12 protein-coding genes and 1 riboswitch are annotated in these 12,032 nt (G+C 61.2%); of the genes, 10 read left to right on the top strand and 2 right to left on the bottom strand.

From position 1 onward, the window contains the following. The first annotated feature begins 52 nt into the window (after positions 1–52). The 8 genes from N5D22_RS22915 to thiD all read left to right on the top strand — a co-directional run bounded on the left by N5D22_RS22915 (position 53) and on the right by thiD (position 8,009). Positions 53–964, top strand: a complete 912-nt coding sequence (locus tag N5D22_RS22915) for a sugar ABC transporter permease (protein WP_279658169.1) — start codon at positions 53–55, stop codon at positions 962–964. A gap of 4 nt (positions 965–968) precedes the next feature. Then, entirely contained in the window at positions 969–1,823 is an 855-nt protein-coding gene (locus N5D22_RS22920) for a carbohydrate ABC transporter permease (RefSeq protein WP_279658146.1), read from the top strand. An 11-nt stretch (positions 1,824–1,834) separates the two neighbouring features. Further along, entirely contained in the window at positions 1,835–3,826 is a 1,992-nt protein-coding gene (locus N5D22_RS22925; protein ID WP_279658147.1) for an alpha-glucosidase, read from the top strand. A gap of 36 nt (positions 3,827–3,862) precedes the next feature. Continuing rightward, a riboswitch (TPP riboswitch) is annotated at positions 3,863–3,965 on the top strand. Positions 3,966–4,096: 131 nt separating this feature from the next. After that, positions 4,097–4,882, top strand: a complete 786-nt coding sequence (locus N5D22_RS22930; RefSeq protein WP_279658148.1) for an ABC transporter permease — start codon at positions 4,097–4,099, stop codon at positions 4,880–4,882. After that, entirely contained in the window at positions 4,879–5,829 is a 951-nt protein-coding gene (locus N5D22_RS22935; protein ID WP_279658149.1) for an ABC transporter substrate-binding protein, read from the top strand. Before N5D22_RS22930 ends, N5D22_RS22935 begins: the two co-directional genes overlap by 4 nt. Further along, positions 5,826–6,566, top strand: coding sequence for a hydroxyethylthiazole kinase (locus tag N5D22_RS22940; RefSeq protein WP_279658150.1), 741 nt, complete (start codon positions 5,826–5,828; stop codon positions 6,564–6,566). The genes N5D22_RS22935 and N5D22_RS22940 overlap by 4 nt, the downstream gene beginning before the upstream one ends. Continuing rightward, positions 6,553–7,215 (top strand): thiamine phosphate synthase, encoded by a 663-nt coding sequence (gene thiE / locus N5D22_RS22945; RefSeq protein ID WP_279658151.1) that lies wholly within the window; start codon positions 6,553–6,555, stop codon positions 7,213–7,215. The genes N5D22_RS22940 and thiE overlap by 14 nt, the downstream gene beginning before the upstream one ends. Beyond that, positions 7,212–8,009, top strand: a complete 798-nt coding sequence (gene thiD / locus N5D22_RS22950; RefSeq protein WP_279658152.1) for a bifunctional hydroxymethylpyrimidine kinase/phosphomethylpyrimidine kinase — start codon at positions 7,212–7,214, stop codon at positions 8,007–8,009. Before thiE ends, thiD begins: the two co-directional genes overlap by 4 nt. 216 nt (positions 8,010–8,225) lie before the next feature. Here the strand turns inward: thiD and N5D22_RS22955 are convergent, their stop codons facing one another. Then, a complete protein-coding gene (locus N5D22_RS22955) occupies positions 8,226–8,684 on the bottom strand; it encodes an Lrp/AsnC family transcriptional regulator (RefSeq protein ID WP_003500727.1) in 459 nt (152 codons plus the stop codon). A gap of 127 nt (positions 8,685–8,811) precedes the next feature. Between N5D22_RS22955 and alr the strand changes: the two genes are divergently transcribed. Next, positions 8,812–9,978 carry an alanine racemase gene (gene alr / locus N5D22_RS22960; RefSeq protein ID WP_279658153.1) on the top strand — a complete coding sequence of 389 codons (1,167 nt, stop codon included), beginning with the start codon at positions 8,812–8,814 and terminating at the stop codon, positions 9,976–9,978. A 7-nt stretch (positions 9,979–9,985) separates the two neighbouring features. Beyond that, positions 9,986–11,242 (top strand): D-amino acid dehydrogenase, encoded by a 1,257-nt coding sequence (locus N5D22_RS22965; RefSeq protein ID WP_279658154.1) that lies wholly within the window; start codon positions 9,986–9,988, stop codon positions 11,240–11,242. 51 nt (positions 11,243–11,293) lie between these two features. Here N5D22_RS22965 and N5D22_RS22970 read toward each other — a convergent pair whose 3' ends face one another. Beyond that, complete coding sequence (locus tag N5D22_RS22970; RefSeq protein ID WP_279658155.1) at positions 11,294–12,004, bottom strand: GntR family transcriptional regulator; 711 nt, start codon at positions 12,002–12,004, stop codon at positions 11,294–11,296. Positions 12,005–12,032: the final 28 nt, after the last annotated feature.

The raw sequence follows: 12,032 nt of genomic DNA on the forward strand, positions 1-12,032 counted from the left end.
CGACGTGAATCCAGTTGCGGGAGTGGCAGACGTGACAATGCCGGAAAGAACCATGGTCCGGGTGGACGAGAAACCGCAACCGCGCTGGACGCGGTGGCTCGATCTCGGCGACCGGTCGCTGGCCGTGCTTCTGCTGGCGCCGGCGGCGATCCTGCTGTCGCTCATCATCGTCTATCCGGTGGCGCGGCTCGTCTATACCAGCTTTTTCAGCCTGTCGCTAACATCAGGGCTGCCGGCGGAATTCATCGGCCTTGAAAACTACACGGCGATGTTCGACGATCCGATCTTCTGGGAAACGACCTGGAATACGGTTCTGATAACGCTCATCACCGTGCCCGGCGCATTGTTGATGGGTCTCGGCCTGGCGCTGCTCGCCAACCTGCCCTTTTCCATGCAATGGCCGATGCGGCTTTCGCTGCTGATCCCCTGGGCGCTGCCGCTGTCTTTCGCCGGCCTGATCTTCGCATGGTTCTTCCATTACGAATATGGCGTGGTCAACGATGTGCTCAACCGTTTCGGCTTTGAGGGCGTCATCTGGTTCAATTCACCGAACTGGGCCTTTGCGGCCATCTGCCTGACAATCATCTGGAAGACATCCTCTTTCATGGCGCTGATGATCCTCGCCGGCCTGCAGACCATTCCGCGTTCACTCTACGAGGCGGCGGATGTGGATGGCGCCGGCAAGATACGGCAGTTCTTCGAGATCACCCTGCCGCTTCTTAAACCCTCGATCGTCGTCGCGCTCATCTTCCGCACCATCACGGCGCTGCAGACCTTTGATATTCCTTACATGATGACCGGCGGCGGCCCCGGCACATCCACCACGACGCTTGCCATGTATATCCACCAGAACACCGTTTCCTTCCTCGATCTCGGTTACGGTTCGGCGCTCGCGGTCATGATGTTTGCGCTCTCCATGTGCGTCACCGCCGTTTATCTCCGCATTATCAGGACCAAGGACTGATCCCATGAGCACCGCTGCAAATTCCGGTCTGTCCTCCTTTTTTTCCGGCAAACCGCTACGCTTCATCGCGGCCTCCATTCTTCTGGTCAACGGCCTGTTTCCGGCGATCTGGATTCTCTTCACTTCGCTGAAGACCGAAGCGGAACTGACGGTCAAGCCAATCACCTGGTTTCCGCATGCGCCGACGCTTGCCAACTACATGCAGGCCTTCTCCGACCAGCCGCTGCATCTCTTCCTGTTCAACAGCTTCATGGTGGCGCTGCTTTCAACCGCGCTCACCATCCTGATTTCGGTGCTGGCGGCTTACGCGCTGGCGCGGCTGAACCTCAAATACCGGGCGCTGATCCTCTCGCTCATCATCGCCGTCTCCACCTTCCCGCTGGTGACGCTGCTGGTGCCGCTGTTCGAAATCATGCGAGCGCTCAACCTGCTCAACAGCTGGACGGCGCTGATCCTGCCCTACACGGTGCTTTCGCTGCCGGTCTGCACGCTGATGCTGGTCTCCTTCTTTGAGAGCATTCCGCGCGATCTCGAAAACGCCGCCATGATCGACGGCTGCACCCGCATCGGTGCACTCTTCAAGGTTGTCGTGCCGCTCTGCGCACCGGGCGTCTTCACCGCGGGCATTCTTGCCTTCGTGAATGCCTGGGATGAATTCCTGCTGGCGCTGTCCTTCAATTCCAATCCGGCGCTCCGTACACTCCCTGTCGGCATCCAGCTTTATCAGGGTGAATTCGCCTTCCCCTGGCCAGTCATTTCGGCGGCGCTGGTAGTCGGCATTGTGCCCGTCGCGATCCTGATCGTCATCTTCCAGGAGCGGGTTGTCTCTGGCCTCACCGCCGGTGGTCTCAAGGGCTAAAAGGTTAAGTCATGCATTTCGAAACGACCAAAGACGGCTTCACGCTCACAATCGGCAATCGTACCATCCTTTCTCACTCGTCGGAGAATCCAGCCCTTTTCGCCGGTTTCGGCAAGGAGAGGATGGATATGTATCGCGGCAATTTCGATATCGAAGATTATGTCATTGAGCGAACCGCCCTTCGCCATGCCGAGGTGAGTGTGGATAGCGTCACGCTCTCATCAGCACCGGGACAGGCCCCGCGCCTGCGCCTGACGCTCGACGGCAATGCCATCAAGCTAACGGCACTGGATGAAACCATCAACCGCCTCTGGCTGCGCGTTGTCGCAGAAACGGATGAACACGTCTGGGGCGGCGGCGAGCAGATGTCGTATTTCGACATGCGCGGTCGCCGCTTTCCGCTCTGGACCTCGGAGCCGGGAGTCGGCCGCGACAAGACTACCGAAATCACCTTCAAGTCCGATGTCAGCGGCAAGGCGGGCGGTGATTATTACAACACCAACTATCCGCAGCCGACTTACCTGTCGTCACGCAGATATGCATTGCACGTGGAAACGACCGCCTATTCCGTCTTCGATTTCCGCAACGGCGATTTCCATGAGATCGAGATATGGGCGATCCCCGAAAAGATCGAATTCTTCGCCGGTGACAGTTTCACCGATATCGTTTCCGCCCTCTCCCTGCGCTTCGGGCGTCAGCCGGAACTGCCGGAATGGGTCTATAACGGCGCGATCATCGGATTAAAGGATGGCGTCAACTCCTTTGCCCGGCTGGAGAAAATTCGCGCGGCCGGAACGAAGGTATCAGGCCTGTGGTGCGAAGACTGGGTGGGGCTTCGCCAGACATCCTTCGGCGCGCGCCTGTTCTGGGACTGGCAGGCGAACGACACCCGCTATCCGCATCTGCGCCAGAAGATCGCCGAGCTTGCCGATCAGGGCATCCGCTTCCTTGGTTATGTGAACCCCTATCTCTGCGTCGACGGCCCGCTTTTCCAGGTAGCCGAAAAAGCCGGTTATTTCGCCACCGGTGCGGACGGCAAGACGGCGCTGGTGGATTTCGGCGAGTTCGATTGCGGTGTGGTCGATTTCACCAATCCGGCTGCGGCCGATTGGTTCGCCGAGGAGATCATCGGCAGGAACATGCTGGATTTCGGCCTTTCCGGCTGGATGGCCGATTTCGGCGAATATCTGCCGATAGACATTACCCTTTCCAACGGCGTGGACGCCAAGCTGATGCACAATGCCTGGCCCACGCTCTGGGCCGAGGTCAATGCAAAGGGTGTCGAAAGCCGGGGCAAGACCGGCGAGGCGCTGTTCTTCATGCGCGCCGGCTTCACCGGCGTGCAGGCGCATTGCCCGCTGATCTGGGGCGGCGACCAGTCCGTCGACTTCTCCCGCCACGACGGCCTAGTCACCGTCATCTGCGGCGCGCTTTCCTCCGGCCTCATGGGCAACGCCTATCACCATTCCGATATTGGCGGATACACCAGCCTGTTCGGCAATGTCCGGACGGCGGAACTCATCATGCGTTGGGCGGAAATGGCCGCCTTCACCCCGGTCATGCGCACCCATGAGGGCAACCGCCCGCGCGACAACCTCCAGATCGATCAGGACGAGGCGGTTCTTGCCCATTTCGCCCGCATGACGTCCATCTATGTCGCCCTCGCCCCCTATCTGAAGTCGCTCTCCACGGAGGCTGCCAAGACCGGCCTGCCGGTGCAGCGGCCGCTCTTCCTGCATTACGAGGACGACCGACAGACCTATGCCATTCAGGACAGCTATCTCTACGGAGCGGACATGCTGGTCGCCCCGGTCTGGAGAGCGGGCGAAACGCAGCGCACGCTCCATCTTCCGGGCAATGGGGAATGGGTGCATCTGTGGAGCGGCGTGCGTCATTCTGGCGGAGGAAAAGTCACCGTGGATACGCCGCTTGGCCAGCCGGCGGTGTTCTATCGTGCCGATAGCAGCCATCGCCAGCTGTTTGAACAGCTTCGCAGCATCTGAGCCGTTGACAGCCAGCTAAAAAAACGACAGTTTCCGACCCATTCCGAGGGGAGCATCTGACGATGCTGAGATGGCGATGAGCCGGACCCTTGAACCTGATCCGGGTCATGCCGGCGTAGGAACGGAAACTGCCGCGCTTTTTTAAATGTGCCGCCCTTTCTCTTCTCCGCGTTTCCCGGATCTCCGTGATTGTCACATCTGGAGATAGAACGATGATGCTGAAAACTTCCGCCCTTCGCACATGGTGCGTTTGCGTCTGAGGTCCGGCTCATGCGTGCCACTCATGCGCTGAACGGTGTCGGTCTTCTGCTTCTTCTCTGGCAGGCGGGGACATGGCTGTTCGCGCCGCCCCGTTACATTCTGCCGTCCCCGGCCGATGTCGCCGGTGCCTTCCTGCGCCAGCCGGGCTTCCTGTTCGGCCAGGCCATGGTGACGTTTGGCGAAATGGCCCTCGGGCTTGCGGCAGGCATCACCGCCGGCATAGCCGTCTCCTTCACAATTGCCGCCATACCGCGCCTTGGCCGCCTCGTCTGGCCCATGGTTCTGGTGTTGCAGGCTTTTCCGGTCTTCGTGCTCGCCCCCATTCTTGTCCTCTGGTTCGGCTTCGGCATGGCCTCGAAAGTGGTGATGACCGCGATCATCATATTCTTTCCGGTCGCTTCCTCCTTCACCGACGGCCTCAATCGCACGGATCGCGCCATTCTCGACGCCGCCTCGCTGACTGAGGCGAGCCACTGGCAGATCCTCACCCGGCTGCGAGCGCCGCTGGCGCTGCCCTCGCTGATTTCAGGCCTGAGGGTGGCCGCACCGCTCGCCCCGCTTGGCGCTGTCATCGGCGAATGGGTGGGCGCATCAGCCGGGCTCGGTTTCGTCATGATCCAGTCCAACGCCCGCATGCAGACCGATACCATGTTCGCCGCCATGGCCATTCTCGCCGTCATGGCGGTGCTGCTACGGCTTGTCGTTGACTTTTCGACCGCCCATCTGGCCCCCTGGGCCAAGGAAACAGAACACACCATTCCTTTCAGATCTTTACGGAGACTTTCGGCACCATGAAACGAACTCTTCTTTCCCTCGTCGTCGCGGCGGCAAGCGTGCTTTCGCCCATGCAATCGCAGGCGGCAGACAAGCTGACCGTGTTGCTCGAGTGGTTCGTGAACCCCGATCATGCGCCGATGGTAATCGCGAAAGAACGCGGCCTGTTTACCGATGCGGGGCTGGAGGTGGAACTGGTTCCGCCCGCAGACCCCTCCGCCGTGCCGCGCCTCGTCTCGGCCAAACAGGCCGATATCGGCGTGCATTACCAGCCGAACCTCTATCTCGATCACGATGCCGGTCTGCCGCTGGTGCGTTTCGGCACGCTGGTCGAAACCCCGCTCAACACTGTCACCGTTCTGGCCGATGGCCCGATCAAGAGCCTGAAAGACCTGAAGGGCAAGAAGGTCGGTTTTTCCGTTTCCGGTTTCGAGGATGCGATGCTGAAGCGCATGCTGGAAAAGGACGGTCTGACGAAGGACGATGTCGAACTCATCAACGTCAACTTCTCGCTCTCGCCGTCGCTGATCGCCGGCAAGGTGGATGCCACGCTTGGCGGCTTCCGCAATTTCGAACTGACGCAGATGAAGCTCGAGGGTCACGAGGGCCGCTCCTTCTTCCCGGAAGAACACGGCGTGCCGGCCTATGACGAACTGATCTTCGTCACCCATCGCGACCTCGTGAAGGACAGCCGCCTGCCGCGTTTCCTCTCCGCCGTGGAACAGGCCGCCATCTTCATCACCAACCACCCGCAGGAATCCTGGCAGCTTTTCATCAAGGCCTATCCGAACCTTGACGATGCGCTGAACAAGCAGGCCTTCTTCGATACGCTGCCGCGTTTCGCCAAGCGCCCGGCCGCGCTCGACCGCACGCGCTACGCCCGTTTCGGCGCCTTCATGCAGGAGATGCAGCTGATCAAGCAGGCGCCGACGGCGGACGACATCGCCGTGGAGCTACAGCAGCCATGACGACGAATTTCCCGACAGCGGCAATCGCCGCCGAGATTCTGGAGCGCGTGCGCAAAATGCGCCCGCGCGTACATTGCCTGATGAACACCGTGGTGCAGAAATTCACCGCGGATGGCATCACGGTCGTCGGCGGCATTCCTTCCATGACCACCTCGCTCGAGGAAATCGAGAGCTTCGTGACGAAGGCGGATGCGCTGACCGTCAATCTCGGCACACTGGATGCCGAGCGGCGCAAGGTCATCCGGCTGGCGATCGAGATCGCCAATGCATCCGGCAAGCCATGGATCGTCGACCCCGTTCATTGCGATTATTCACCGTCGCGCCTGGAATTCGCGCGCGAACTCATCGCACTTTCCCCGACGATCGTGCGTGGCAATCACGCCGAGATGAGCCTGATCGGCGGTATGCCTGGCGTGGTGAGGATCGAGACCGGACCTGTGGATCATCTCAGCGACACGACCCGCAGCGTCAGGATCGTCAACGGCCATCCGTGGATGGCGAAAGTGACCGGAACGGGGTGCCTTTCGGGCGGCGTCATCGCCGCCTTCATGGCTGTCGAAAAAGACGCCCTGACGGCGGCGGCCTCCGCCCTTGCCGTCACCGGCGTTTCCGCCGAACTCGCAGCCAAGCACGCAAGAGGCCCCGGCAGCTTCGAACCGGCGTTTCTGGATGCGCTTTCTGAAATTTCCGGTGAGGACATCACACATCACGCGAGGATAGAGCATGAACAAGGTTGATTACCGCCTCAACGCGCTGGTCGATGCGAGCCTTGGCGATGTCGCGCCGCTGCCGGAGCTTGCTCTGGCGGCCGCACTCAACGGCGCGACCATTCTGCAATATCGCGACAAGCACGGCTCAACGCGCGAGATGATCGAAAACGCCCGCGCCATTCACGAGGCCATCGCCGGCACCGGCGTGCCGCTGGTCATCAACGACCGGGTGGATGTGGCGCTCGCCTCGGGCGCGGACGGGGTGCATCTCGGCGCCGACGACATGGACGCCAAAACCGCAAGGCGCATTCTCGGCGAAAAGGCGATCATCGGCCTCACCGTCAAGAACCGGTCCGATGCCGAGCGGGCGGCCTCCATGCCCGCCGACTATGCCTGCATCGGCGGCGTGTTCGAAACCGTTTCCAAGATCAATCCGGACAAGCCGGTCGGTATCGACGGCTTTACCACGCTGCGCGCCATGCTGAAGGAGTGGAAGCCGGATATGCCGGTCGGCGCTATCGCCGGCATCGATCTTGCCCGTGTGCCGCCGGTCATCGCGGCGGGTGCGGATGGTGTGGCGGTGATTTCCGCCATTTTCCGCGCGGGCGATATTGCCAGCGCAACCAAGGACTTCCGCTCCAAGATTGACGCGGCGCTGAAAGCGAGACAGCCATGACATCAATTGCATTGACCATTGCCGGCTCCGACAGCGGCGGCGGCGCGGGCATCCAGGCGGACATCAAGACCTTCTCCGCGCTCGGCGCCTATGCCGCCAGCGTCATCACCGCCATCACCGCCCAGAACACCAAAGGCGTGACGGCGGTGGAGGATATTTCAGTCGCCACCATTATCGCGCAGATGGATGCGGTATTCTCCGATCTCACCGTCAATGCGGTGAAGATCGGCATGGTCTCGCGGATTGAAACCATCGCCGCCATCGCGGAACGGCTTCGGCGGCAATCGCAGCCGGTGGTGCTCGATCCGGTCATGGTGGCTACATCAGGCGACCGTTTGCTGCATGAAGACGCCATCGAGACATTGCGGCGCGACTTGCTGCCGCTCGCCACCATCGTTACGCCGAACCTGCCCGAAGCGGCGCTGCTGACCGGCACTTCGATGGCGAAAACGGAGACGGAGATCGCCCGGCAAGCCGAGGCGATCCTGAAGGCGGGCGCAAAAGCCGTGCTCATCAAGGGCGGCCATGGCGATGGGCCGGAGAGCACGGATTATCTGTTTGCGGATGGCGCCATGCAGGCGCTTTCCGCGCCACGGGTGGAGACGAAGAACGACCACGGAACCGGTTGCACATTGGCGGCGGCGATTACGGCTCATCTTGCAAAGGGTTGTGAGTTGCAAGAGGCGGTTGGGCTTGCGAAGGAATACCTCAATGGAGCGCTCGATGCCGGGCGGGGCCTTGCTGTTGGGCACGGGCGGGGGCCGGTGCATCATTTTTATCGGTGGTGGGGATGACATCAATGCGTTGAGTGTGGGGTTTATCCCCCTCTGTCCTGCCGGACATCTCCCCCTCAAGGGGGGAGATCAACAAGTGGCTTGCTCACCGCATTGAGTAAGCCGCTGTGTCGATAGCAAGGCAGTTGCGAGGGAACGAGCGGTCGCCCCATCCCATCTCCCCCCTTGAGGGGGAGATGTCCGGCAGGACAGAGGGGGTAGCGGCGAACTCCGATGCTACCGCGCCTTCGGCGTCGCCAACACATTCCGGATCGCAAAACTCGAATGAATACGCGAAACCCCAGGCAATTTCGACAGAATCTCCTTGTGAATCCGCTCGAAATCCCCGGCACTTTCCGCCTCGCAGCGCAGGAAATAATCCGAACCGCCCGTCATCAAATAACATTCGCGGATTTCCGGATAGCGCCGCACCGCATTTTCGAAACGATTGAGAAAATCCTCCGTCTGGCGGTCGAGCGTGATCTGGACGATGACCGAAATCACCTCGCCGCCGGCAAGGCCGCTGGTCAGCGCCGTGTAACCGCGAATGATCCCTTCCCGCTCGAGAATATCGACCCGGCGAAGGCAGGCGGATGCGGAAAGCCCGACTTCTGCTGCGAGTTTCGCATTGCTGATGCGGGCATTGAGCCGGAGCAGGCGGATGATGTGGCGGTCGGTCGCATCGAGGGACGACATAGAAGATTCCAATCAGCAAAAGAAAATTGCGCGATTGTGAATTCTATCGCATTTTCTTCAAATAATCGCCAAGAAATTCGATAATCGTTGCAATACCCTCATGGGATAAAAATGAGGGTGAACGACCATGGACATGCAGATCAGCCGCCAGCAGGCCGCCGGAGGTGCAAGCGGCCATTTAACCATCGATCTCGGCGCATTACGCGACAATTATCTGACCCTAGCCGCCATGGCGCCCGCATCGCAGACGGCGGCGGTCGTCAAGGCCGATGCATACGGTCTCGGCGCCGATATCGTCTCGCAAGTCCTGTTCGAGGCGGGCTGCCGCAATTTCTTCGTCGCCCATATTGATGAAGCCTTGGCGTTGCGACTGCGGCTTTCGGCAGAAGCGCGGATTTTCGTCCTTAACGGTCTTCAGCCCGGCAATGAGACCTCCTGCGCCGCCATGGCCATCACCCCGGTTCTGAATTCGCTGGCGCAGATCGCCCAATGGTCGGGCCACGCCAAGAAGCTTGGCAAGACGCTCACCGCCGCCGTGCAGATCGATACCGGCATGTGCCGTCTCGGCCTTTCCCCCGAAGAGCTTGAAATCCTCACCTCCCAGCCGCAATTGCTCGATGGTATCGACATCGCCTTCGTCATGAGCCACCTCGCCTGCGCCGACGAACCGGACCATGCCTGCAATGCCGCGCAGCTTGCGGTGATGCGCAAAGCCGCCATTGCCTTTCCTGAAACGCCCGTCTGCTTTTCGAATTCCGGCGGCATCTTTCTGGGCAATGATTATCACAACCACCTGCTGCGGCCCGGCATCGCGCTTTATGGTGGCGCACCCTCCATCGCACGCCCCAACCCGATGAAGCCGGTCGTTCGCCTCGATCTGGCCGTCATCCAGACCCGCACCGTTCCGGCCGGTTCGCTGGTCGGTTACGGCGGCTCCTTCGAAGCGGTCGGCCCCACGCGTCTGGCGACCATCGCCGCCGGTTACGCTGACGGCCTGCCGCGTTCGCTCAGCAATCGCGGCGCGGCGTGGTATAACGGCGTGCGCCTGCCGATTGCCGGCCGGGTTTCGATGGACAGCATCATTCTCGACATATCCGCCCTGCCCGAGGGAACATTGACCCAGAGCAGCCTTGTGCAGATGATCGGGCCTGACCAGACGCTGGAAGACATTGCCGAGGATGCGGGCGCGATCGCCTATGAAATCCTGACCGGCCTCGGACGCCGCTATCGACGCCTTTATATTCAGCCGGGAGAAACCCCGGCAGCCGCTTCAACATCAGTCAATCACAAGTGAGACGATCATGAACGTCACTATCCTCGGAGCCGGCGTTGTCGGCGTGACCTCCGCCTGGTATCTGGCCAAAGCCGGACACAAGGTGACGGTGATCGATCGCCAGCCGGCGGCAGCACTCGAAACCAGCTTCGCCAATGCCGGCGAGGTTTCCCCCGGCTATTCTTCGCCCTGGGCTGCCCCCGGCATTCCGGTCAAGGCGATGAAATGGCTGTTCATGAAACACGCGCCGCTCATCATCCGCCCGACGGCCGATCCGGCCGCATGGCGCTGGATGAGCCAGATGCTGCGCAACTGCACCTCGGCGCGTTACGCCATCAACAAGAGCCGCATGGTGCGCGTTGCCGAATATAGCCGCGATTGCCTGATGGCGCTTCGCGAAGAGACCGGCATCGAATATGACCAGCGTATGCAGGGCACGCTGGAGGTGTTCCGCACCCAGAAGCAGTTCGACGCCATCGGCAAGGATGTCGACGTGCTGACGGCGGGCGGCGTGCCCTTTGAAATTCTCGACCGCGACGGCTGCGCCGCCATCGAACCCGGCCTTGCGCCTGCGAAGGAAAAGATCGTCGGCGGCCTGCGCCTGCCCGGCGACGAGACCGGCGACTGCTTCATGTTCACGACAGAACTAGCGCGCATGGCCGAAGAGGCGGGCGTTACCTTCCTTTACGATACCGGCATCATGCGCCCCATCGTCGAAGCAGGGCGCGTCAAGGCCGTGGAGACCACCCGAGGGCTGGTGGAGGCCGATATTTTCGTCGCCGCACTCGGCAGCTATTCGCCGCAATTCGTGCGCCAGCTCGGCCTTACCCTGCCGGTCTATCCGGTGAAGGGTTATTCGATTACCGTTCCGATCGTGAAGGAGGAGCGCGCGCCCGTATCCACCGTCATGGACGAGACGTTCAAGGTGGCGATTACCCGCCTCGGCTCGCGTATCCGCGCCGGCGGCATGGCGGAAATCGCCGGTTTCAGCAAGGATTTGCCGGCCGCTCGCCAGGAAACGCTGGCTCATTCCGTGGAAGACCTGTTCGGCGGCGCGGGCGACCAGAGTGAGGCGAAATTCTGGTGCGGCCTGCGCCCGATGACACCTGACGGTACACCTGTCATCGGCGCCACGCGCTACAGCAACCTTTATCTCAATACCGGTCACGGCACGCTCGGCTGGACCATGTCCTGCGGTTCGGCCCGGGTGCTTGCCGATTTGATCAGCGGCAACACGCCGGAGATAGACACGCACGATTTGGCCATCAGCCGTTACACCGCCTGATCTGCGATCAAGCCTCCCATCCCCCTTCGCAAGATGGGGGTGGGCAGCCGATCAGAGCGCCAGCGCATCCTTCAGCGCCAGACCTTCCTTCATGCGAAGATCGAGATCGGCCTCTATATGGTCGAGATGCTGCAGCATCAGCGCCCGGGCCCTTGTCGCATCCTTCGCCTCCAGCGCGTCGAGAAGATCGGCATGATCGTTGTGGCCGCAGCTTGAAACACCCGAGCGCCCATAAAGCGCGATGACCAGCGAGGAGCGGGCGACCAGTTCGTCCATGAATTTTTCCAGAATGGCATTACCGGCAAGCGAAGCCAGCATCAGGTGAAAATCACCCGAGGCCTTGATTTCCGCGCGTCTGGCGCTCGGGCCGCGTTCATGCTGGTGGCGGCTTTCCTGCAGCAGATGCTCCCTCAGCCGCCTTGCCGCCGCAGGCGTTATCTTTTCAATCGCCGCATCCACGACGCCGGGTTCAATTAGGCGGCGCGAGGCAAAAACCTGCCGCGCCTCATCCGGCGTGGGATTGGAGACGAAGGCGCCCCGGTTGCGCTCTGCCTTCACCAGTCCCTCATAGGCCAGCATCTGGAGGGCGGCGCGCACCACCGTGCGGCTGACTTCGAACAGGGTTCCCACTTCCGATTCCGACAGTTTCGTTCCCGGCGCGAGCCGCCGGTCGACAATGGCGTCGCGGAGCGTATCGCGAATGGCCTGGGCGCGGTCTTCATGCGAGGTGTCGGGATTGACGGTTATGTGGGAAAGGCTCATCGGTGCGTCCTGTTTGATCTTGAGTTCT

Origin of the sequence: Agrobacterium sp. GD03872 (assembly GCF_029840625.1) — a bacterium.
Taxonomy (GTDB): Bacteria; Pseudomonadota; Alphaproteobacteria; order Rhizobiales; family Rhizobiaceae; genus Agrobacterium; species Agrobacterium fabrum_A.

Coding starts and splice junctions, on each gene's coding strand:
- N5D22_RS22915 (WP_279658169.1), top strand. CDS start 53: ATGGTCCGGGTGGACGAGAAACCGCAACCGCGCTGGACGCGGTGGCTC.
- N5D22_RS22920 (WP_279658146.1), top strand. CDS start 969: ATGAGCACCGCTGCAAATTCCGGTCTGTCCTCCTTTTTTTCCGGCAAA.
- N5D22_RS22925 (WP_279658147.1), top strand. CDS start 1,835: ATGCATTTCGAAACGACCAAAGACGGCTTCACGCTCACAATCGGCAAT.
- N5D22_RS22930 (WP_279658148.1), top strand. CDS start 4,097: ATGCGTGCCACTCATGCGCTGAACGGTGTCGGTCTTCTGCTTCTTCTC.
- N5D22_RS22935 (WP_279658149.1), top strand. CDS start 4,879: ATGAAACGAACTCTTCTTTCCCTCGTCGTCGCGGCGGCAAGCGTGCTT.
- N5D22_RS22940 (WP_279658150.1), top strand. CDS start 5,826: ATGACGACGAATTTCCCGACAGCGGCAATCGCCGCCGAGATTCTGGAG.
- thiE (WP_279658151.1), top strand. CDS start 6,553: ATGAACAAGGTTGATTACCGCCTCAACGCGCTGGTCGATGCGAGCCTT.
- thiD (WP_279658152.1), top strand. CDS start 7,212: ATGACATCAATTGCATTGACCATTGCCGGCTCCGACAGCGGCGGCGGC.
- N5D22_RS22955 (WP_003500727.1), bottom strand. CDS start 8,684: ATGTCGTCCCTCGATGCGACCGACCGCCACATCATCCGCCTGCTCCGG.
- alr (WP_279658153.1), top strand. CDS start 8,812: ATGGACATGCAGATCAGCCGCCAGCAGGCCGCCGGAGGTGCAAGCGGC.
- N5D22_RS22965 (WP_279658154.1), top strand. CDS start 9,986: ATGAACGTCACTATCCTCGGAGCCGGCGTTGTCGGCGTGACCTCCGCC.
- N5D22_RS22970 (WP_279658155.1), bottom strand. CDS start 12,004: ATGAGCCTTTCCCACATAACCGTCAATCCCGACACCTCGCATGAAGAC.